The 20,724-nt window shown below is 70.8% G+C and carries 19 protein-coding genes; 6 read left to right on the top strand and 13 right to left on the bottom strand.

Features of this window, described 5'->3' with window-relative positions; translation table 11 throughout:
• Positions 1-34: 34 nt before the first annotated feature.
• The 3 genes from BLT99_RS01270 to BLT99_RS01260 form a co-directional block, all read right to left on the bottom strand.
• Positions 35-1,765 (bottom strand): glycerol-3-phosphate dehydrogenase/oxidase, encoded by a 1,731-nt coding sequence (locus BLT99_RS01270; protein ID WP_172802948.1) that lies wholly within the window; start codon positions 1,763-1,765, stop codon positions 35-37.
• Positions 1,766-1,870: 105 nt separating this feature from the next.
• Complete coding sequence (locus BLT99_RS01265; RefSeq protein ID WP_092668626.1) at positions 1,871-2,995, bottom strand: GuaB3 family IMP dehydrogenase-related protein; 1,125 nt, start codon at positions 2,993-2,995, stop codon at positions 1,871-1,873.
• 58 nt (positions 2,996-3,053) lie between these two features.
• Positions 3,054-4,754 carry an ABC-F family ATP-binding cassette domain-containing protein gene (locus BLT99_RS01260; RefSeq protein ID WP_092668624.1) on the bottom strand — a complete coding sequence of 567 codons (1,701 nt, stop codon included), beginning with the start codon at positions 4,752-4,754 and terminating at the stop codon, positions 3,054-3,056.
• Positions 4,755-4,905: 151 nt separating this feature from the next.
• Here BLT99_RS01260 and BLT99_RS01255 point away from each other — a divergent pair, with 151 nt between their 5' ends.
• A complete protein-coding gene (locus BLT99_RS01255) occupies positions 4,906-6,057 on the top strand; it encodes a MalY/PatB family protein (RefSeq protein ID WP_092668623.1) in 1,152 nt (383 codons plus the stop codon).
• Positions 6,058-6,059: 2 nt separating this feature from the next.
• On the opposite strand, the gene guaB is transcribed toward BLT99_RS01255, so the two are convergent.
• Positions 6,060-7,562: an IMP dehydrogenase gene (gene guaB, locus BLT99_RS01250; protein WP_092668621.1), complete on the bottom strand. Its 1,503-nt coding sequence runs from the start codon at positions 7,560-7,562 to the stop codon at positions 6,060-6,062.
• Between the two features lie 294 nt (positions 7,563-7,856).
• On the opposite strand from guaB, the gene BLT99_RS01245 reads away from it, so the two are divergent.
• The 4 genes from BLT99_RS01245 to BLT99_RS01230 are packed head-to-tail and all read left to right on the top strand — an operon-like array spanning position 7,857 to position 11,808.
• A complete protein-coding gene (locus BLT99_RS01245; protein ID WP_172802992.1) occupies positions 7,857-9,134 on the top strand; it encodes a branched-chain amino acid ABC transporter permease in 1,278 nt (425 codons plus the stop codon).
• Positions 9,135-9,148: 14 nt separating this feature from the next.
• Positions 9,149-10,129, top strand: a complete 981-nt coding sequence (locus BLT99_RS01240; RefSeq protein WP_092675385.1) for a branched-chain amino acid ABC transporter permease — start codon at positions 9,149-9,151, stop codon at positions 10,127-10,129.
• Positions 10,119-11,033, top strand: coding sequence for an ABC transporter ATP-binding protein (locus BLT99_RS01235; RefSeq protein WP_092668619.1), 915 nt, complete (start codon positions 10,119-10,121; stop codon positions 11,031-11,033). The genes BLT99_RS01240 and BLT99_RS01235 overlap by 11 nt, the downstream gene beginning before the upstream one ends.
• On the top strand, positions 11,020-11,808 hold the full coding sequence (locus BLT99_RS01230; RefSeq protein WP_092668617.1) for an ABC transporter ATP-binding protein: 789 nt from the start codon (positions 11,020-11,022) through the stop codon (positions 11,806-11,808). The genes BLT99_RS01235 and BLT99_RS01230 overlap by 14 nt, the downstream gene beginning before the upstream one ends.
• Before the next feature lie 466 nt (positions 11,809-12,274).
• On the opposite strand, the gene BLT99_RS01225 is transcribed toward BLT99_RS01230, so the two are convergent.
• The 3 genes from BLT99_RS01225 to groES all read right to left on the bottom strand — a co-directional run bounded on the left by BLT99_RS01225 (position 12,275) and on the right by groES (position 15,250).
• Positions 12,275-13,567: an ABC transporter substrate-binding protein gene (locus BLT99_RS01225; RefSeq protein ID WP_092668615.1), complete on the bottom strand. Its 1,293-nt coding sequence runs from the start codon at positions 13,565-13,567 to the stop codon at positions 12,275-12,277.
• Between the two features lie 265 nt (positions 13,568-13,832).
• A complete protein-coding gene (gene rarD / locus BLT99_RS01220) occupies positions 13,833-14,786 on the bottom strand; it encodes an EamA family transporter RarD (protein ID WP_092668613.1) in 954 nt (317 codons plus the stop codon).
• Positions 14,787-14,953: 167 nt separating this feature from the next.
• A complete protein-coding gene (gene groES / locus BLT99_RS01215; RefSeq protein ID WP_092668611.1) occupies positions 14,954-15,250 on the bottom strand; it encodes a co-chaperone GroES in 297 nt (98 codons plus the stop codon).
• A gap of 129 nt (positions 15,251-15,379) precedes the next feature.
• On the opposite strand from groES, the gene BLT99_RS01210 reads away from it, so the two are divergent.
• The gene (locus tag BLT99_RS01210; protein ID WP_092668609.1) at positions 15,380-16,567 is read left to right on the top strand and encodes a class I SAM-dependent methyltransferase; all 1,188 of its coding nucleotides are present in this window, start codon (positions 15,380-15,382) and stop codon (positions 16,565-16,567) included.
• Position 16,568: 1 nt separating this feature from the next.
• Here BLT99_RS01210 and BLT99_RS01205 read toward each other — a convergent pair whose 3' ends face one another.
• From BLT99_RS01205 to tsaB, 6 genes are all read right to left on the bottom strand, one after another.
• Positions 16,569-17,105, bottom strand: a complete 537-nt coding sequence (locus BLT99_RS01205; RefSeq protein WP_092668607.1) for a DUF4190 domain-containing protein — start codon at positions 17,103-17,105, stop codon at positions 16,569-16,571.
• A 25-nt stretch (positions 17,106-17,130) separates the two neighbouring features.
• Positions 17,131-17,913: a DUF4190 domain-containing protein gene (locus BLT99_RS01200; RefSeq protein ID WP_133988585.1), complete on the bottom strand. Its 783-nt coding sequence runs from the start codon at positions 17,911-17,913 to the stop codon at positions 17,131-17,133.
• 28 nt (positions 17,914-17,941) lie between these two features.
• The gene (locus tag BLT99_RS01195; protein ID WP_092668603.1) at positions 17,942-18,319 is read right to left on the bottom strand and encodes a DUF4190 domain-containing protein; all 378 of its coding nucleotides are present in this window, start codon (positions 18,317-18,319) and stop codon (positions 17,942-17,944) included.
• A 188-nt stretch (positions 18,320-18,507) separates the two neighbouring features.
• A complete protein-coding gene (gene tsaD, locus BLT99_RS01190) occupies positions 18,508-19,557 on the bottom strand; it encodes a tRNA (adenosine(37)-N6)-threonylcarbamoyltransferase complex transferase subunit TsaD (protein ID WP_092668601.1) in 1,050 nt (349 codons plus the stop codon).
• Positions 19,554-20,078, bottom strand: coding sequence for a ribosomal protein S18-alanine N-acetyltransferase (gene rimI, locus BLT99_RS01185; RefSeq protein WP_092668599.1), 525 nt, complete (start codon positions 20,076-20,078; stop codon positions 19,554-19,556). The genes tsaD and rimI overlap by 4 nt, the downstream gene beginning before the upstream one ends.
• Positions 20,075-20,695, bottom strand: coding sequence for a tRNA (adenosine(37)-N6)-threonylcarbamoyltransferase complex dimerization subunit type 1 TsaB (gene tsaB / locus BLT99_RS01180; RefSeq protein WP_092668597.1), 621 nt, complete (start codon positions 20,693-20,695; stop codon positions 20,075-20,077). The genes rimI and tsaB overlap by 4 nt, the downstream gene beginning before the upstream one ends.
• Positions 20,696-20,724 lie beyond the last annotated feature (29 nt).

Here is a 20,724-nt window from a genome sequence, read left to right as displayed (position 1 = left end):
GGCGCCCGATGCACGCCCCCTGCGAGCCCTCGGCTCAGTCCACCTGCACGATGTCGGGCGCCTCGAGCCGGACGCGATCGGCGGACTGGTCGTCGGGCTGCTGCTGCGACGCACGCTCGGCGGCGACGCGCTGCAGGTACCGCTCGACCTCGAGCGCCTCGCGGTCGGCGTCCCAGCCGAGCACGCCGGCCATGAGCTTCGCGGCGACAGGGGCCGCCGAGACGCCGCGGTCCCACGCCTCGATCGAGATGCGCGTGCGGCGCGCGAGCACGTCGTCGAGATGCAGTGCACCCTCGTGCGACGCCGCGTACACGACTTCGGCGCCGAGGTAGTCGTCGGCACCCGGCAGCGGCTCGCCGAGCTCGGGCCGCTCGCGGATCAGGTCGAGCAGGTCGTCGGTCATGGTGCCGTACCGGTTCAGCAGGTGCTCGATGCGCACCTTGTGCACGCCGAACGCGCGCGCGATCTTCCCGCGCTTGTTCCACGCCGCCTGGTAGCCCTCGGCACCGAGCAGCGGGATGTCCTGCGTGGTCGATGCCGGGACGCGCCCGTCGAGGGCGTCGGCGGCCGCGTCGATGGCGTCCTTCGCCATCACGCGGTAGGTGGTCCACTTGCCGCCCGCCACGACGACGAGGCCGGGCACGGTGTGCGCGACGATGTGCTCGCGCGACAGCTTCGACGTCTCGTCGCTCTCGCCGGCGAGCAGCGGGCGCAGGCCCGCGTACACGCCCTCGACGTCCTCGCGCGTGAGCGGGATGTTGAGGACGGCGTTCACGTGCTCGAGCAGGTAGTCGATGTCGGCCGCGGTGGCCGCGGGGTGCGCCTTGTCGAGGTTCCAGTCGGTGTCGGTCGTGCCGATGAGCCAGTGCCGGCCCCACGGGATCACGAACAGCACGCTCTTCTCGGTGCGCAGCAGCATGCCCATGTTCGACTGGAACCGGTCGCGCGGCACGACCAGGTGGATGCCCTTCGAGGCGCGCACCTTGAACGTGCCGCGCTCGCCGACCATGCGCTGGGTGTCGTCGGTCCAGACGCCGGTCGCGTTCACGACCTGCTTGGCGCGGATCTCGAAGTGCTCGTCGGTCTGCAGGTCGTGCGCCTTGACGCCCACCACGCGCTCGCCGACCTTGACGAAGCCCTCGACCTTGACGCGGCTCGCCACATGGGCGCCGTAGAACGACGCCGTTCGAGCCAGCGACGCCACGTACCGCGCGTCGTCGACCTGCGCGTCGTAGTAGGTGAGCCCGCCGATGAGCGCGCTCGGCGCGATCGACGGCGCGGCGCGCATGACCTGCCCCTTGGTGAGGTGGCGGTGGTGCGGCACGCCCGGCGGACGGCCGCCGCTGTAGCTGAAGATGTCGTAGAGCAGCATGCCGGCGCCGATGTAGACGCGCTCGAAGAACCGCTTCTTCAGCGGGTAGAGGAACCGCACCGGCTTGACGAGGTGCGGCGCGATACGTTGCAGCAGCAGGCCGCGCTCGATGAGCGCCTCGCGGACGAGCCGGAAGTCGAGCTGTTCGAGGTACCGGATGCCGCCGTGCACGAGCTTCGACGAGCGACTCGAGGTGCCCGACGCCCAGTCCCGGGCCTCGAGCAGTCCGGTCGAGAGGCCGCGTGTCACCGCGTCGAGCGCGGCTCCCGTTCCCACGATGCCGCCGCCGACGACGAGGATGTCGAGTTCCTTCTCCTTGAGCCGGGCGATCGCCGCCGCCCGCTCCTCGGGCCCGAGCTTGTTCGAACGCGCCACGGACTTCAGTCTCGCCATCGTCGCTCCCCACTCCGGGGCGGACCGCAGCGACCCGCCCGTCTGCTCAACGCTACCGGAGCCCTGCGGGGGGCACCATGGAACCCGCTGGGGGGTCGACGTGGATCAGGCTGACGTGTAGGGCGCGACGACCACTTCGACGCGCTGGAACTCCTTGAGGTCGGAGTACCCCGTCGTGGCCATCGACTTGCGCAGCGCGCCGACGAGGTTCGCCGTGCCGTCGGCGCCGGGCGCCGGGCCGTACAGGATCTCCTCGAGCGGAGCGGCCTGGCCGACCTGCACGCGCTGCCCGCGCGGCAGCTTGCCGTGGTGCGCCTCGGCGCCCCAGTGCCATCCGCCGCCGGGAGCATCTGTCGCTCGCGCGAGCGCGGCGCCGAGCATGACCGCGTCGGCGCCGCACGCGATCGCCTTGACGATGTCGCCGGCCTTGCCGACGCCGCCGTCGGCGATGACGTGCACGTACCGGCCGCCGGACTCGTCGAGGTAGTCGCGGCGGGCGCCCGCGACATCGGCCACGGCCGTCGCCATGGGTGCGTGGATGCCGAGCGTCGCGCGCGTCGTCGACGCCGCGCCGCCGCCGAAGCCGACGAGCACGCCCGCGGCGCCCGTGCGCATGAGGTGCAGCGCGGCCGTGTAGGTGGCCGCGCCGCCGACGATCACGGGCACGTCGAGCTCGTAGATGAACTTCTTGAGGTTGAGCGGCTCCTGGTTCTTGGAGACGTGCTCGGCCGACACCGTGGTGCCGCGGATGACGAACAGGTCGACGCCCGCCGCGACGACGGTCTCGTACAGCTCCTGCGTGCGCTGGGGCGACAGCGCGCCGGCGACGGTGACTCCGGCCTCGCGGATCTCGGCGAGGCGAGAGGTGACGAGGTCGGGCTTGATCGGCTCGGAGTAGAGCTGCTGCATGCGCGAGGTCGCCTGCTCGGGCGCGAGGTTGCGGATCTCGGCGAGCACCGGCTCGGGGTCCTCGTAGCGCGTCCACAGCCCCTCGAGGTCGAGCACGCCGAGGCCGCCGAGCTGGCCCATCATGATCGCCGTGCGCGGCGACACGACCGAGTCCATCGGCGCCGCGAGGAAGGGGATGTCGAACTGGTACGCGTCGATCGTCCAGCCGACCGAGACATCCTCGGGGTCGCGCGTGCGCCGGCTCGGCACGATCGCGATGTCGTCGAACGCGTAGACGCGTCGGCCCCGCTTCGAGCGGCCGATCTCGATCTCCTGGGTCACCCGTCAACCCTATCGAAGGGCCACGGTGGGCGAACGGATGGCGCGACCCGGGCGGCGCTCAGCGCGCCCGAGCCACGCGCGACTCGTCGAACACCGGCACATCCGTCTCGACGACCTCGCCGTCGGACCGGAACACCAGGAACCGGTCGAACGAGCGAGTGAACCAGCGGTCGTGGGTGACCGCGAGCACCGTGCCGTCGAATCGCGCGAGCGCCTCCTCGAGCGCTTCGGCCGAGACGAGGTCGAGGTTGTCGGTGGGCTCGTCGAGCAGCAGCAGCGTCGCGCCGGAGAGCTCGAGCAGCAGGATCTGCAGGCGCGCCTGCTGTCCGCCCGAGAGCGACTCGAAGCGCTGCAGCGCGGACCCGGCGAGCCCGTAGCGGTCGAGGGCCGAGCTGGCGGCCTCGCGGGCCATCCCCTCGCGGTTCGCGTCGCCGCGGTGCAGGATCTCGAGCAGCGTGCGACCGCGGAGCCCCGGAAGCTCGTGGCCCTGCGCGAACCAGCCGGGCACGATGCGGGCGCCCAGGGTCGCCGACCCCTCGTGCGGGACGTGCCCCAGCGTCGCACCGACATCCGTCACGTGGCCCTTCGCGGGATCGGGATCGCTGCCCCCGCCCGCGAGCAGGCGCAGGAAGTGGGACTTGCCCGAACCGTTCGAGCCGAGCACGGCGACCCGATCGCCGTACCAGACCTCGAGGTCGAACGGACGCATCAATCCGGTCAGCTCGAGCCGCTCGCAGACGACCGCACGCTTGCCCGTGCGGGCGCCGCGCAGCCGCATCGAGACGGCCTGGTCCGGCGGCCGCTCCTCGGGCGGACCCGCTTCCTCGAACTTGCGCAGGCGCGTCACGGCGGCCTGGTAGCGCGACGCCATGCCGTCGTTGTACGTCGCCTTGACCTTGAGGGTCTGCACGAGCTGCTTCAGCTGCGCGTGCTGCTCGTCCCACCGGCGGCGCAGCTCGTCGAGCCGCGCGAAACGCTCCTCGCGGGCGGCGTGGTAGCCGCGGAAGCTACCGCCGTGCACCCACGCGGTACTGCCCGCAGCGCCCGCCTCGAGCGTGACGATGCGGTCGGCCGCGCGCGCGAGCAGCTCGCGGTCGTGCGATACCAGCAGCACGGTCTTCGGCGTCGCGCGCAACTGCTGCTCGAGCCAGCGCTTGCCGGGAACGTCGAGCGAGTTGTCGGGCTCGTCGAGGAGCAGCACCTCCTCGGGCCCGCGCAGCAGCGCCTCGAGGGCGAGCCGCTTCTGCTCGCCGCCCGACAGCGTGGTGAGCTCGCGCCACTTCGCCCGCTCGAACGGCACGCCGAGGGCCGCCATGGTGCAGTGGTCCCAGACGACCTCCTGGTCGTAGCCGCCCGCCTCGGCGTACTCGGCGAGCGCCGACGCGTACCGCATCTGGGCGGCCGTGTCATCCGTCTCGATGAGCGCGTTCTCGGCCTGCTCGAGCTCGATCGCCGCGGCACGCACGCGCACCGGGGCCACGGAGACGAGGAGCCCGTGCACGGTGCGGTCGACCCCCTCGACGACCTCGCCGCGGCCCACGAACTGGTCCATCACGCCGAGGCCGCCGTCGACCTGCACGCTGCCCTCGTCGGGGCGTAGGTCGCCCCGGATGATGCGCAGCAGCGTCGTCTTGCCCGCCCCGTTCTGCCCGATGAGCGCGGTCGTGCGACCCTCGGCGACCCGGAAGGCGAGGTCGGCCAGCAGCGGCCGACCGTCGGGCAGCGAGAAGGAGACGCCGTTGACGTCGATGAAGCCCATGGGTCGATCCGTTCTCCGTTCGCGGTCTGCGCCGCGGCGCCCGATGGGCAGCCGACCAGATTACACAGGCGGATGGCGCGCCGCGACGTCCCCGCGACATCCGGCCCCTGAACGGGTGTCGCCACGGGCGCGACTGCGGCAGGCTGGAGGCATGCACCGCGTCGCCGCCGACCCGATCGACCTGCTCCGCACGCGCACGAGCGCGAAGTGGACCGCCTACGACCCCGACGTGCTGCCACTGCCCGTCGCCGAGATGGACTACCCGCTCGCCGAGCCGATCGCCGAGGCGCTGCACGCCGCGGTCCGCCGCTCCGACACGGGCTACAACCGGGGCAGCCGCCCGGTGGCCGAGGCGTTCGCCGAGTTCGCAGCCGCACGCCTGGGCTGGGAGCCCGACCCGGGGCAGGTCACCTGCACAGCCGATGTCAGCATGGGCATCGTCGAGGTGCTGCGCCGCGTCGTCGGGCCGGGTGCCGGCGTCGTCATCAACCCGCCCATCTACCCGCCGTTCTTCGACCTCGTCACGGAGGCCGGCGCGACGGTCGTCGAGGTGCCGCTCGCCGGCGGCATCGACGACGGATGGTCGCTCGACCTGGCCGGCATCGAGGCCGCGTTCGCCGAGGGTGCGCGCGCCATGGTGCTCTGCAATCCGCACAACCCCGTCGGGCACGTGCACCACCGCGACGACCTCGCGGCGCTCGCCGACCTCGCCGCACGCTTCGCCGTCACGATCGTCTCCGACGAGGTGCACGGACCCCTCGCCCAGCCCGACGCGCCGTACGTGCCGTTCCTGACCGTGTCCGATGCGGCGCGGGAGCATGGGATCGCGATCAGCGCGGCGTCGAAGGCGTTCAACCTGGCCGGACTCAAGGCCGCCATGATCCTGACCGCGAGCGAGCGCGGCGACGCCGTCCGGGCAGCCCTCCCCTACGAGGTCGAGTGGCGGATGGGGCAGTTCGGCGCGATCGCGTCCATCGCCGCATTCCGCCACGGCGCGTACTGGCTCGACGGCGTGCTCGCGTCGATCGACGACAACCGGCGGCTCCTCGTCGACCTGCTCGCCGACCTCCTGCCCGAAGTGCGGTACCGGATGCCGGACGCCAGCTACCTCGCCTGGCTCGACCTCTCCGCGCTCGGATGGGGGGACGACCCGGCCGAACGTGCGCTCACGCGGGCGCGTGTCGCGCTCGCGCCCGGGCCCGGATTCGGCGCCGAAGCCGGCCGCGGCCACGCGCGCCTCAACCTCGCGTGCTCACCCGAAGTCCTCTCCGAGGCGATCACGCGACTCGCCGACGCGCGCTGACGCTACCTCGTGTAGTTCGGCGCCTCGACGACGAACTGCACGTCGTGCGGGTGCGATTCCTTCAGGCCGGCCGGGGTGATCCGCACGAAGCGGCCCTTCGCCTTGAGGTCGGCGATCGTCCGTGCGCCGACGTAGAACATCGACTGCCGCAGGCCGCCGACGAGCTGGTACGCGACGGCCGAAACGGGGCCGCGGTAGGGCACCTGGCCCTCGATGCCCTCGGGGATGAGCTTCTCGTCGCTCGGAACGTCGGCTTGGAAGTAGCGGTCCTTCGAGTACGACGTCTTCTTGCCGCGGGTCTGCAGCGCGCCCAGCGAGCCCATGCCGCGGTACGCCTTGTACTGCTTGCCGTTCTGGAACACCAGGTCGCCCGGGCTCTCGGCGGTGCCCGCGAGCAGCGACCCGAGCATGACCGTGTCGGCGCCGGCGACGAGGGCCTTGGCGATGTCGCCCGAGAACTGCAGGCCGCCGTCGGCGATGAGCGGCACGCCAGCGGGCCTGGTGGCCTTGGACGCCTCGTACACGGCGGTGATCTGGGGCACGCCCACGCCCGCCACGACGCGCGTGGTGCAGATCGACCCCGGACCCACGCCGACCTTGACGGCGTCGGCACCCGCGTCGACGAGCGCCTTCGCGCCCTCGTACGTCGCGACGTTGCCGCCGATCACGTCGATGTGCGCGAACGTCGGGTCGGCCTTGAGCCGGCGGATGATGTCGAGCACGCCGGCCGACTCGCCGTTGGCGGTGTCGACGACCAGCACGTCGACGCCCGCGTCGCGCAGCGCCTCGGCGCGCTCCCACGCGTCGCCGAAGAAGCCCATCGCGGCGCCGACCCGCAGGCGGCCCTCGGCATCCTTCGTGGCATTCGGGTACTGCTCGGACTTGTCGAAGTCCTTCACGGTGATGAGGCCGGTCAGCCGGCCCGCGTCGTCGACCAGCGGGAGCTTCTCGACCTTGTGCTGCGCGAAGATCGCGACGGCCTCGTCGGGGTCCATGCCGACCCGGCCGGTGATGAGCGGCATCTTCGTCATGACGTCGACGACCTTGGTGGTCGGCTTCTCGAAGTCGGAGACGAAGCGCATGTCGCGGTTGGTGATGATGCCGACGAGGATCCCCTCGTCGTCGACCACGGGCAGGCCCGAGACCCGGTAGGTCGCACAGAGCTCGTCGACCTCGGCAACCGTGGCATCGGGCGTCGTGGTCACCGGGTTGGAGACCATGCCCGACTCGCTGCGCTTCACGCGGTCGACCATGTCGGCCTGCTCGGCGATCGAGAGGTTGCGGTGCAGGATGCCGATACCGCCCTGGCGGGCCATGGCGATCGCCATGCGGGCCTCGGTCACGGTGTCCATCGCGGCGGAGAGCAGCGGGGTGGCGACCGTGATGCGCTTCGTCAGGCGCGAGCTCGTGTCGGCCTCGCTCGGGATCACGTCGGTGTGTCCCGGCAGCAGGAGGACGTCGTCGTACGTGAGTCCCGTGAATCCGAACGGATCGGCCTGATCCATGTCGCCCCTTCGTGTCGAGTCGTGCTCGATCGCCCGCGCGCACCGCAGATCGCGGGGCACGGCGCGTCGATGCGGTACAGAGAGTTTAAGCGAGTTTGCGCGTGCGGCATTCCCCGGATAACAATCGAGGGCCGATCGTGAGCCTTGGTGAAACACTTGGGACATAATCGGCACGTACTGTCGACGACGTCGTCGTCAGGAAGCCGGACCCGACCGTAACCCCCGGTCGGGATCTTTGGAGGTGCAGTGGAACCCACGCGAACAGTCCCCACACGTTCTCGCGGGAGGTGGCTCATCCTCTTCGGACTCCTCGTCTCCGCACTCACTCTGTCCGGCATCGCAGCGTCCCCTGCGTTGGCGGACGAAGGGGGTACGGACACGGCGGCCGAAGAGGAGTTCGAGTACTTCTTCAGCGGCAACGTGCAGTACGAGGACGAGCCCCTGAGGGGCGTCGAGATCACGGTCGAGGGCAACGGATTCGAAGGATCGACCGAGACCGACGCCGACGGGCGCTGGACGATCGGCGTTCCCGAGAAGGCGACCTATGAGATCACGCTCAACGAGGACACGCTCCCCGAGGGCGTCGTCGTCGAGGACGGCCAGTCGACCGTCGAGGCCGAGTTCGGCCTGACGAACCGCAAGTCCGTCAACTTCTTCCTCGGCGAAGGCCAGCGAGTCACGACCGACCTCGGCGCGCAGGTGCTCATCCGGGTGGTGAACGGCCTGAACTTCGGCCTCCTGCTCGCGCTCGCCGCGATCGGCCTGTCGCTCATCTTCGGCACCACCGGGTTGTCGAACTTCGCGCACGCCGAGATGGTCACCTTCGGCGCCTTGATGATGCTGACCTTCGGGGTCGATCTCGCGCTGCCGGTCTGGCTCGCGCTGATCATCTCGCTGGTGCTCTCCGGCGCGCTCGGCTGGACGCTCGACGCGGCGCTCTGGAAGCCGCTGCGACGGCGCGGGGTCGCGCTGATCCCGCTCATGATCGTCAGCATCGGCCTCTCGCTCGCGATCCGGTACACCTACCAGTTCTTCTACGGCGGCGCGACGCGCCAGCTGCCGGGCGCCACGCTGCCCTCCGACATCCACATCGGGCCCATCACGCTCTCGTGGATCGACGTGATCAGCATGGCGACCTCCATCGTGGTGCTGCTCGCGGTCGCCTACTTCCTGCTCCGCACGCGCATCGGCAAGGCCACTCGGGCAGTGTCCGACAACGCGCCGCTCGCCGCCGCGAGCGGCATCGATGTCGACCGCGTCATCCGCATCGTGTGGGTCCTCGGCGCCGTGCTCGCGGGCCTCTCGGGCATCCTCTGGGCGTACTTCCGCCCGGGCGTGAGCTGGGACATGGGCTTCCAGATCCTGCTGCTCATCTTCGCCGCGGTCACCCTGGGCGGTCTCGGCACCGCGTTCGGCGCGCTCGTCGGCTCGCTCATCGTGGGCCTCTTCGTCGAGCTCTCCACGCTCTGGCTGCCGAGCGACATGAAGTACGTCGGCGCGCTGGTCGTGCTGATCCTCGTGCTGCTGTTCCGACCGCAGGGCATCCTCGGTCGCCGAGAGAGAATCGGATAAGGAGCGACCTCATGATCGACTGGATTGCGATCCTCTCCAACGCGTCGCAGCAGCTCATCAGCCCGACGACCGCCGCCTACGCCCTCGCGGCGCTCGGCCTGGCGATCCACTTCGGCTACACGGGCCTGCTCAACTTCGGCCAGGCGGGCTTCATGGCCATCGGTGCCTACGGCTACGCGATCTCCACGCTCACGTTCGGCTTCCCGGTGTGGGCGGCGGTGCTCACCGGCATCGGCGCCTCAGTGGTGTTCGCGCTCATCCTCGGTATCCCGACCCTGCGACTGCGAGCCGACTACCTGGCCATCGTCACCATCGCCGCAGCCGAGATCCTCCGCCTCATCTTCACCACGAACACGTTCGAGGACGTCACAGGCTCGGCGAGCGGCCTCCAGGGCTACAAGGGCGGGTTCGCGGCGCTGAACCCCATCCCCGACGGCACGTACGGGTTCGGTCCGTTCACGTACAACGCCTACGACTGGTGGATCCGGATCGTGGGCTGGACCATCGTGATCCTCGCGGCCCTCTTCACCTGGCTGCTCATGCGCAGTCCGTGGGGTCGCGTGATCAAGGGCATCCGCGAGGACGAGGACGCCGTGCGTGCGCTCGGCAAGAACGTGTACTCCTACAAGATGCAGAGCCTGATCCTCGGTGGCGTCTTCGGCACTGTCGCGGGCATGGTGTTCATCATGCCCCGCGCGGTCGTGCCGGCGAACTACCAGACGTCGCTGACGTTTTTCATCTACGCGATCCTGCTGCTGGGCGGCGCCGCGACGATCCTCGGTCCCATCGTGGGTGCGATGCTCTTCTGGGTGCTCATCTCGTTCTTTTCGGGATTCGTTGCCCGTGGGGTGGAGGCCGGCTGGTTCCCGTTCATGACGCCGGTGCAGGCGGGCCAGCTCACGTTCATCCTGGTGGGCGTTGGCATCATGCTGCTCGTGGTCTTCAGGCCACAGGGCATCTTCGGCAATAAGAAGGAGTTGGCCTTTGTCCGATAACGTCACTCCCGCGACCAAGCCGGTCAAGAGCACCGGCCTCCACGTCGGCGACGCCGCACCGGGCGTCAAGAAGGTCGATCCGATCCTCGTCGCCGACGGCGTCAAGCGCACGTTCGGCGGCCTCACCGCCGTCGACGTCGATCACGTCGAGATCCCACGCGGGGCCATCACGGCCCTCATCGGCCCGAACGGCGCCGGCAAGACCACGTTCTTCAACCTGCTCACGGGCTTCGACAAGCCCGACGAGGGCAAGTGGGAGTTCGACGGCCGTTCGCTCGCGCACGTTCCGGCGTACCGGGTCGCGCGCATGGGCCTCATCCGCACCTTCCAGCTGACGAAGGCGCTCGGCCTGCTCACGGTGCTCGACAACATGAAGCTGGGCGCGAAGTCGCAGACCGGCGAGAACCTCTTCCGGTCGATCCTGCCGTTCCTGTGGCGCAAGCAGGAGGACGAGATCGAGGCGAAGGCGAAGGAGCTGCTGACGCGCTTCAAGCTCGACGCCAAGCAGGAGGACTACGCGGCGAGCCTCTCGGGCGGCCAGCGCAAGCTGCTCGAGATGGCTCGGGCGCTCATGAGCGACCCCACCCTCGTGATGCTCGACGAGCCGATGGCCGGGGTCAACCCGGCACTGACCCAGTCGCTGCTCGACCACATCCTCGACCTGAAGTCGCAGGGCATGACCGTGCTGTTCGTCGAGCACGACATGCACATGGTGCGCCACATCGCCGACTGGGTCGTCGTGATGGCCGAGGGCAAGATCGTGGCCGAGGGCGACCCTCACACGGTCATGCAGGACCAGGCCGTGATCGACGCCTATCTCGGCGCGCACCACGACACGGATCTCGGCGCGACCGACACCGGCCACGTCGAAGCACTGAAGGAGCTCATCGATGACGAACAGTGAATCGGTCCCGGCCGCGGCCCCGCAGCCTGCGGGCGGCACCGCGGTCGCCCAGGACGACATGGTCGTCGAGGTGCGCGACGTGACCGCCGGGTACCTGCCGGGCGTGAACATCCTCAACGGCTGCTCGCTGACCGCCCGCCAAGGTGAGCTGATCGGCATCATCGGCCCCAACGGCGCCGGCAAGTCGACGCTCTTGAAGGCCATCTTCGGCCTGGTGCGCGTCCGCGAGGGTGGCATCTACCTGCAGGGCGAGGAGATCACCAACCTCAAGGCGAACCGGCTGGTCGCGAAGGGCGTCGGGTTCGTCCCGCAGACGAACAACGTGTTCCCCTCGCTCACCATCCAGGAGAACCTCGAGATGGGCCTCTTCCAGAAGCCCAAGGGGCTCAAGGAGCGCCTCGAGTTCGTGACCGAGATCTTCCCGGAGCTCGGCAAGCGACTCGGCCAGCGCGCCGGCTCGCTCTCAGGTGGCGAGCGCCAGATGGTCGCCATGTCGCGCGCGCTGATGATGGGGCCGCACGTGCTGCTGCTCGACGAGCCGTCGGCCGGTCTCTCCCCCGTCCGCCAGGACGAGGCGTTCCTCCGGGTCAAGGAGATCAACCGTGCGGGCGTGACGACCATCATGGTCGAGCAGAACGCTCGGCGCTGCCTCCAGATCTGCGACCGAGGGTACGTGCTCGACCAGGGTCGTGACGCGTACGAGGGCCCCGGGCGCGAGCTGCTGAACGACCCGAAGGTCATCGGCCTGTACCTCGGTACGCTCGGGCAGGACTGAGCCACCTCGGGTGGTCGAAGGGGCGGATGCTACGGCATCCGCCCCTTCGCCGTTCTCGGCACGTGACACGACACGGCGGCTGCGGATCGGCGACATCGCTACCGATCGACTGCCGACTCGCCTGTCCTGGACGGTGCCACGCTGTGACCGCCTCCCCTCGTCGCATGTCGATGGCGCCAGGCATGCGATCACCGCCCGCGATGGTCCCACGATGGCTCATGTGAACCGAACCTCACGTGAGGCGCATTGTACCGAGCGGGCGGCTGCGATCCACGGTGGTCGCCTCGGACCGGGTCGCGTCCCGGCATCACGTCGGCCGGAACCGGGCGCTTCGCACGGGTTCTGAGCGCCGGGCACGACCCCGACGGCATCCGCTCGACACCGCATCCTTCCATCCCATGGGCATTCCCGCGGACAGACGAAAGGGCCCCGGCCGGAGCCAGGGCCCTTCGTGTCGCGTCAGCGATCAGTTGATGCGGGTGTACTTGTTGTCGTCACCGTACTGGTAGATGCCGATGGTCGCCTCGGTCGGGTCACCCTTCTCATTGAGGGTGATCGGACCCGATGCACCGTCGTAGTCGACCTGCTGGCCCTCGGCGAGGAGCGCCGCGGCGTCGGCGAAGGACGTGACCTTCTCACCGTCGCCCGAGCCACCCGACACCTGCTGGAGGTACTCGCCGATGTCGGTGCCCTCGACGCTGTTCGCCGCATAGGCGGCCATCGCGATGAGCATGAGCGCGTCGTACGACTCGGGGCCGTAGCTGAAGTCGGTCAGGGCCGGGTCGACCTCGAGGAGGCGCTCGCGGAAGTCGTCCTCGAGCTTCGGACCGGGCAGCGTGCCCTTCGCATCGGCGATCAAGCCGGGGGCGAAGTCAGCGCTGTAGTCCTTCAGGTTGCCATCGACGAAGTACAGCTGGCTGCCGGGGTACCCGGAGCCGACGAGCGCCGGAACGACGACCTTGGACTCGTCGAATGTGATGACGGCCACGGCATCGGGGTTCGCGGCGTTGATCGCCGAGAGCTGCGAGTCGAAGTTCGAGTCACCGGTGTTGAACAGCTCCTCGGCGACGACCTCGCCGCCGGCCGACTCGAACGTCTCCTTCAGGGCACCGGCGAGTCCGGTGCCGTACGGGTCGTTCAGCACGAGCAGGCCGAGCGTGGACGCGCCGTCCTCGGCGATCAGGTTGCCGAGCACCTCGCCCTGAAGCAGGTCGGAGGGAGCCGTACGGAAGTACAGCCCGTTGTCCTCGTAGTCCGTGAAGTCGGGCGACGTGTTGGCGGGCGAGAAGTGCACGACACCGGCGGATGTGATCTGGTCGATCACGGTGAGCGACACACCGGACGACGCCGCACCGACGATGGCCGAGACGTCCTGCGAGAGGAGGTCGGTCACCGAGACGGTGGCGATGTCGGTCGTGGTGTCGCCGGAGTCGCGGTAGACGACCTCGACGTTGATGCCGGCATCGGCCTCGTTGATCTCCTGCGCGGCGAGCGCCACGCCGGCCTCCTCGGGCGGGCCGAGGAAGGCGAGGGTGCCGCTCTGGGGAAGGATGGTGCCGACCTTCAGGGTGAGGTCGCGCTCACCCGCCTCGATCTCCAGCGCGTCGCCAGTGTCGGCGGCTTCCTCCGACTCGGCGGGCTCCGGATTGCCGCCCGTGCTGCACGCGGTGAGGAGGAGGGCGGACACGCCGGCGATGGCGATGCCCGTCCAGGCCGCGCGAGCCGAGCGCGAGGCGGTGGCCTTCGCGAATACGCTCATGTTGCTCCTTGGGACTGAAGGATCGGTACACAGATTGCAGCGTCTTCCGACGCCGGTGGTTTGACAGTATTGCCCGGGTCTGGTCGAAACAAGCGATCCCGATCACAACCCGGTAACACCGGGCCAATCGTTACCCGAGCGACACATCGGTGCGCGGATGCGCATGAAATGCGCGTCGGCGGCCCGTTTCGCGCACGCAATCGCCGTCGGCTCCACCCGCGCGCAACCCCCAGATCGCGGGGTGCGCCAGGACCGCTCGCCACGGTCAGAGGGCCGCGAGCGCCGCCCGACGGGCGGCGCGTGCGCCCCTGGCGAGGTCGAACGCCAGCACGACGAGCGCGATCCAGACGAGTCCGAAGCCGATCCATCGCTCGAGCGGCATGGGCTCGTTCAGGATCACGACCCCGACCAGGAACTGGATGAACGGGGCGAAGTACTGGATGAAGCCCATGTAGATCAGCGGCAGGCGCCGGGAGGCGGCCGCGAAGAGCAGCAGCGGGATCGCGGTGACGGCTCCGGCCGCGAGCAGCAGCACCGTGTGCCAGGTGCCTTCGGTGCCCATGGTGAGCCCGGTGGTGAGGCCCTCGACGACGAGCAGCACGGCGGCGAGCGGCGCGAGCCACGCGGTCTCGAGCGTCAGGCCGGAGACGGCGTCGACCCGGGGGCCCACGTGCTTCTTGATGAGCCCGTAGAAGCCGAAGCTGAAGGCCAGCACCAGCGCGATCCACGGCACCTGGCCGTATCCGACGGCGAGCACGACGACGGCGACGATCGAGATGCCCACCGCGGTCCACTGCACGGCGTTGAGGCGTTCCCTGAGCACGAGCACCCCGAGGAAGACCGTCACGATCGGGTTGATGAAGTACCCGAGCGCGGCCTCGACGACTTGGCCGGACACGGCCGCGAAGACGTACGTGAGCCAGTTGACGAAGATGAGCGCGCCCGCCGCCCCCATGATGAGCACCACGCGGCGGTCTCGGAGCAGCCCGGCGAACGTGCGCCACGAGCGTGTCAGGGCGATGAGCAGGGCGCAGAACACCAGCGAGAGCAGGATGCGCCACGCGACGATCTCGACGGGCGTGGTGGGCGCGAGCGCGATGAAGTAGATGGGGAGGAAGCCCCACAGCGCGTAGGCGGAGACCGCGTAGGCGAGCCCTGCACGATTGAGGCTCGCACGCGGAGTTCGCGCCCGTGAGGCGGTCGGTGGAGCGGAGGTCACCGGATCAGCCTACGTGCGGCCGCCGACCCGGGCCGGCGGATCGCCTGCCGTCCTCCGTCGAGATCCGGCCGGGACGCGCCATCCGATCGCCGTCGTGTTCGGGCCCGGAGACGCGACGCGGCCCGGATGCCGAGTGGCATCCGGGCCGCGGACGATGTCGGTGCCGACTAGCGGACGACGACCGCCAGCACGTCGCGAGCCGACAGCACGAGGAACTCCTCGCCGCCGAACTTCACCTCGGTGCCGCCGTACTTGGAGTACAGGACCTTGTCGCCGACGGACACGTCGAGCGGGACGCGGTTGCCGTTGTCGTCGATGCGGCCCGGGCCCACGGCGACGACCTCGCCCTCCTGCGGCTTCTCCTTGGCGGTGTCGGGGATGACCAGGCCCGAAGCGGTGGTCTGCTCGGCCTCGACCTGCTTGATGACGATGCGATCCTCGAGCGGCTTGATGGAAACCGACACGGTTGACCTCTTTCTTGACGAAGACTGGGGTTAGCAGCCTCTGAGTGAGAGTGCTAACCCGAGTCTATGGTGGTTCTGGCACTCGTGCAACGTGAGTGCCAGCGGATGTCGCAGTGCTAGCGTGGCCGCGTGGAACGCGACGAGCTGGTGCAGCTGCTCTCCCCGCAGGGCCTCGACCTCCTCGACTCGCTTCCGGCCTGGACCAGCAGCGCCGACGTGGTGCGCACCGTGGCCGACCTGCGCAAGCAGGGCCACTCCCCCGGACTCGTGGCCGCCGTGCTGAGCCAGTCCAAACTGCGCACCCGGGCGCGCTCGAAGTTCGGCGAGTTCGCCGACCGCATGCTGTTCACCGAGGCCGGGCTCGAGCAGTCCACGAGGCTCCGCGTGGCCGCGCTCCACGCCGGGCGCTACGCACGCGCCGGGCTCCGGCACGTCGCCGACCTGGGCTGCGGCATCGGCGGCGATGCGCTCGCCTTCGCGGCGATCGACCTCGAGGTGACCGCGGCCGAGGCCGACGAGGTGACGGCGGCCGTCGCGGCCTTCAACCTCACCCCGTTTCCCCGCGTGCGCGTGCTCCACGCCCGCGCCGAGGACGTCTCGCTCGCCGGCATCGACGGCGCGTGGCTCGACCCCGCGCGCCGTACCACCGCGGGCGGCACCACGACCCGCCTCGCCGATGCGGCCGAGTACTCGCCCTCGCTCGACTTCGCGTTCGGCCTGGGCGAGCGGATGCCGGTGGGCGTCAAGCTCGGTCCCGGCACCGATCGCGGGGTGGTCCCGGCCGGGACGGAGGCGCAATGGGTCTCGGTCGACGGCGACGTCGTCGAGCTCGCGGTGTGGACGGGTGCGCTCGCCCGGAGCGGCGTCGGCCGTGCCGCGCTCGTCATCCGCGGCGACGCAGCGCACGAGCTGGTCGCGCCGGCCGACAGCGAGGATGCGCCCGTCGGGCCGCTGGGCGACTACCTGTACGAGCCCGACGGGGCGGTGATCCGCGCCCGGCTCATCGGCGACCTCGCCCGCTCCAACGGGGCGTGGATGCTGAGCGACGGCATCGCCTACTTCACCGGCGACCGACTCGTCGAGAGCCCGTTCGCGCGGGCGTTCCGCGTGCTCGAGCGGCTGCCCGCCGACGAGCGGCACCTCCGCCAGGCGCTGCACGCCCGCGGGGTCGGCACGCTCGAGATCAAGAAACGCGGCGTCGACGTCGACCCTGCGGCGCTCCGCACCCGGCTCAAGCTCAAGGGCGACGACGCCGCCACGATCGTGCTCACCCGTGAGGAGGGGCGGCACGTCGCCCTCCTCGTCGAACGTCTCTGACTCAGGGCCTCAACGCGCCGAACACGATGGCGTAGTAGCCGAGCCAGACGAACGAGAACACGAGGCCCGCGATGCCGGTGCCGATGCCGACGAAGGCGGGGATGCGGCCGTGCTCCTCACGTCGGAGGCCGAGCACGCCGAACACGATCGCGGCGATCGACAGCGGGAACATCCATCCGACGAGCAGGGACGCCGCGGCGCCGGCCACGCCGAGCACGGCAGCGACGTAGCTGTAGAGGCGGCGGTGCTCGTCCTCCTCGAGGTCGTCCACGCGGATCTCGGGCTCGGGGCGACGTACGGCGAGCAGCTGCCCCGTCGGCAGTCCGTGCAGCTCGCCGGTGTCGTACGGCCGATCGATCTCGCGCGGCGGAGCCGCCGAGGGTCTTTCCTGCCCGTCGGCGGGCGGCGCGGTCTCGGGCTCGATCGCGGTGTGCGGCCCGATGGGGGTCGGCGCCGTGTGCGTCGGAACCGCGGGCGGAGCGCCGGCGGCGGGCGCCTCGGCCGGATCCGCTCCGGTCGGGCGCTCGGCGGGAGGCATCCGCTCGTGGGTCACGGCGTCGGGATCAGTAGGGGTAGCCGCTGTAGCTGCCGCTCACGGCGAAGAGCACGCCCCACAGGACGAACGACAGGATGGCGAGCGCCAGGCCGATGAAGCCGAGCACGATGCCCGTGAGCCACATGCCCTTGGCGGCCGGCTCCTTGCGGCGCCCGATGAAGCCGAGCACGACCGCGGCGGCCGGCACGAACAGGCCGAGCACGCCGCCGACGAACGGCACGAAGAGGATCGGCGAGCCGATGATGCCGATGATGCCGGCGATCAGCGAGATGAGGCTGTAGACCGGCGTCGGCTTCGCCGACGGCGCCGTGTACCCGGGGACGCCCGCGCCGGGCGCGGCCCCGTACGCCGGCGGAGCCGCCGCGTACGGATCGGAGGGCGCGCCGTACTGCGCGCCCTGGCCGTACGCCGCGGGAGCCGCGCCGTACACGGGCGGCGTGGCGTCGGACGCCGCGCCGTACGGCGACGACGGGACGCCCGCCTCGTAGGAGGGCGGCGCCGGCGGTGCCGGCGGCTCGGGTGCGGATGGCGGCGGCGGAGCGCTGGGCGTCCCGGGCGCCGACGGGGGCGCGGGCGGTTCGGGCACCTCGAGCGGGTGGAACGGCTCGGGCGCCGCGGGGCCGGGCTCGGGGCTCGGCTCGGCGGGGATGGACGGCTCGGTCGGCTCGGCCGGGATGGTGGGCTCGACCGGCTCCGCGGGCACGGGGGGCTCGACGGGCTCAGCTGGAACCGTCGGTTCTGACGGGGTGACCGGCTGGGCCGGCTCGTCGGGATTCCTCGGATCGCTCATGTCGAGCCCCTTCCGTGCTGCGGGTGGATCAGTAGGTGGTGACGTTGCCGGTGCTGATCGCGGTGCCGATGATGGCGAACCACACGATCGCGACGATGATGCCGACGACGAGGCCGACGTACCCGATGATGAGTCCGGCGATCGCGAGGCCGCGGCCCTGCTCGCCCGTCTTCTTGATCTGGCTCAGGGCGATGTGCCCCGTGATGATGGCGACGAGCGAGATGAAGAACGCCGACACGAGCGACACGATCGCGAGGACGTTGGTCTTCTGCCCGGCCGGAGCGGCGGCGTACGAGGGCGAGCTCGTGTCGTAGGACGGGGCGTTGGTGCCGTACGACGGCGCGGTCTGGGCGGGCGGAGGCGGAGGAACGTTCGGCACGTTCGGGTCGGCGTTCGGATCGGTCATGTGAAGCTGCTCCCTCGGTGAGTGCATGGACTGGGCCATGCTGGCAGCGCCGCAGGACGGTGTCAACGACCGGCGGCGCGCGTCGGCACCCCGCATTCGCGGGTTCTCGCGCCACGATAGCGCGCACCGCAGACGGCCGGCAGGGGCAGAAGTCCCCATGTCCTCCAGCGTCGGAGTGCGACGCCGCGCTACGTCTGGATGTCGGTGACGGGCAGGGTCGAATCGGCTCCGAAGTCGAGCGTCGACGGCGCATGCCCGGCCATGACGAGCCGTGCGCCGAGGGCCGCGATCATGGCGCCGTTGTCGGTGCAGAGCGACAGCGGCGGGACGCGCAGGGAGATGCCCGCGGCATCCGCTCGCTGCTCGGCGACCTCGCGAAGCCGCCGGTTCGCGACGACGCCCCCGCCGAGCAGGAGCCGCGGCACGCCGAGGTCGGTGCACGCCGCGATGGCCTTCGAGACGAGCACGTCGACCACGGCCTCGCGGAAGCTCGCCGCGACGTCGGCCAACGGAACGGGCTCGCCAGCGGCGTCGCGCTGCTCGACCCAGCGCGCGACCGCGGTCTTCAGGCCCGAGAACGAGAAGTCGTAGCGATGCCGCTCGAGGTCCTTCGGCCGCGTGAGTCCGCGGGGGAAGCGAATGGCGTCGGGGTCGCCGCCGACCGCGGCGCGGTCGATCTCGGGCCCGCCGGGGTAGGGCAGGCCGAGCAGCCGGGCGACCTTGTCGAACGCTTCGCCGGCCGCGTCGTCGATCGTCTCGCCGAGCAGTTCGACGTCGGAGTCCAGGTCGCGCACGAGCAGCAGCGACGTGTGGCCTCCCGAGACGAGCAGCGCGACGCTCGGCGTCTCGAGCGGCCGGTCGCCGAGCAGGTCGGCGCCCACGTGCCCCACGAGGTGGTTGACGGCGTAGATCGGCTTCTCGAGCGAGAGCGCCAGGGCCTTCGCGGCGCCGACACCCACCATGAGCGCGCCCGCGAGCCCCGGCCCGCTCGTGACGGCCACGGCGTCGATGTCGGCGAGGTCGACGGATGCCTCGGCGAGCGCCGCACGGATGGTCGGCCCGAGCGCCTCGAGGTGCGCGCGTGCCGCGACCTCGGGCACGACGCCGCCGTACCGGGCGTGCTCCTCCATCGACGAGGCGATGGCGTTGGCGAGCAGCTCGGTGCCGCGGACGATGCCGACGCCCGTCTCGTCGCACGAGGTCTCGATGCCGAGCACGAGCGGGGCGTCGCGGTTCACGTCTGGTCTCCTGCGGGTGCGGCGAGGTGGTGTGCGGATGCGGCCGGGCGGGCGACCGCGGGCGGCACCTCGAGCCGCATGACGATCGCGTCGACGCCGTCGGGCTGGTAGTAGCCCCGTCGCACGCCGATCTCCTCGAACCCGAGGGACGCGTACAAGCCGCGCGCCACCGGGTTGTCGGCGCGCACCTCGAGGAAGAGCTCGGCCGCGCCGCGGCGGCGTGCCTCGTCGATCAGCGAGTGCATGAGGGCCCGCCCGAGGCCGCGCCCGCGGGCGGCCGCGTCGACCGCGATGGTCTGGACGTCGCCCTGGCCGGACCCGCGCGGCGCGAGCAGCCCGGCGTACGCGACGGCCACGTCGGGACTCGCGTCGTCGACGACCACGAGGTAGTAGGTGTGCTCGCCCTCGAGCTCGGCACGCATGGCCTGCTCGGGCCACGCGTCGGTCGCGAAGGTCGCCCGTTCGATCACCATGATCGCGGCGAGGTCGTCGGGGCGCGCGCGGCGCAGCATCAGGCTCATGGAGTCACCCGCTTGCCCGTCGAGGGCGTCACGTCGGGCGCGCGCAGGTAGAGCGGTTCGTCGCCGGCGAGCGGCAGCCGGCTCGCCGACCAGCCGAGTTCGGCGAGGAGCCCGAGCGAACCGGCCGAGACGGTGTCGGCGTCGAATCGGATGCCGCGGGGCGAGGGCACCGCGTCGCGGGGCTCGAGTCGCGGCATGCCGAGCCGCACCGGGAGCCCGGCGTCGTCGAGCCCGTCGTAGTCGGTCACCGCCGATTCGCGGCGCCGGGCGTCGGTGACGACCTGGAGCGGTCCGCGGCCGCCGTCGGAGTACCACGCGAGCGCGACCGCGTCGTGGCTCACGACGGGGACGACGGGGCGGTCGATGCCGAGGGCGAATGCGCGCGCGGCGGCGATGCCGACGCGAAGCCCGGTGAAGGGCCCGGGACCCATTCCCGCGGCGACCGCGGACAGCTCGGTCGCACGCACTCCGGCGCGCTCGAGCACGTCGCGGATGGCACCGCCGATCGCCTCGGCGTGGCGCATGGTGTCGTGGGTGCCTGCCTCGGCGAGGATCCCGGCATCGCGGTCGACCACGGCGACACTCGTGCCCGTGGAGGTGTCGATCGCGAGGAGCATGCGTTCCAGCCTAGACGCGCGGCGCGGCA

This window comes from Agromyces flavus, from assembly GCF_900104685.1.
In the GTDB taxonomy this organism is placed as follows: domain Bacteria; phylum Actinomycetota; class Actinomycetes; order Actinomycetales; family Microbacteriaceae; genus Agromyces; species Agromyces flavus.
Note: the sequence above shows the minus strand (reverse complement) of the source record. Positions and strands in the feature narration are given on the sequence as shown.

What these genes read in the sequence shown, in the direction of transcription:
- BLT99_RS01270 (WP_172802948.1), bottom strand. Translation starts at nt 1,765, where the DNA reads ATGGCGAGACTGAAGTCCGTGGCGCGTTCGAACAAGCTCGGGCCCGAG.
- BLT99_RS01260 (WP_092668624.1), bottom strand. Translation starts at nt 4,754, where the DNA reads ATGGGCTTCATCGACGTCAACGGCGTCTCCTTCTCGCTGCCCGACGGT.
- BLT99_RS01255 (WP_092668623.1), top strand. Translation starts at nt 4,906, where the DNA reads ATGCACCGCGTCGCCGCCGACCCGATCGACCTGCTCCGCACGCGCACG.
- guaB (WP_092668621.1), bottom strand. Translation starts at nt 7,562, where the DNA reads ATGGATCAGGCCGATCCGTTCGGATTCACGGGACTCACGTACGACGAC.
- BLT99_RS01230 (WP_092668617.1), top strand. Translation starts at nt 11,020, where the DNA reads ATGACGAACAGTGAATCGGTCCCGGCCGCGGCCCCGCAGCCTGCGGGC.
- BLT99_RS01225 (WP_092668615.1), bottom strand. Translation starts at nt 13,567, where the DNA reads ATGAGCGTATTCGCGAAGGCCACCGCCTCGCGCTCGGCTCGCGCGGCC.
- BLT99_RS01205 (WP_092668607.1), bottom strand. Translation starts at nt 17,105, where the DNA reads ATGCCTCCCGCCGAGCGCCCGACCGGAGCGGATCCGGCCGAGGCGCCC.
- BLT99_RS01200 (WP_133988585.1), bottom strand. Translation starts at nt 17,913, where the DNA reads ATGAGCGATCCGAGGAATCCCGACGAGCCGGCCCAGCCGGTCACCCCG.
- BLT99_RS01195 (WP_092668603.1), bottom strand. Translation starts at nt 18,319, where the DNA reads ATGACCGATCCGAACGCCGACCCGAACGTGCCGAACGTTCCTCCGCCT.
- rimI (WP_092668599.1), bottom strand. Translation starts at nt 20,078, where the DNA reads ATGAGCCTGATGCTGCGCCGCGCGCGCCCCGACGACCTCGCCGCGATC.
- tsaB (WP_092668597.1), bottom strand. Translation starts at nt 20,695, where the DNA reads ATGCTCCTCGCGATCGACACCTCCACGGGCACGAGTGTCGCCGTGGTC.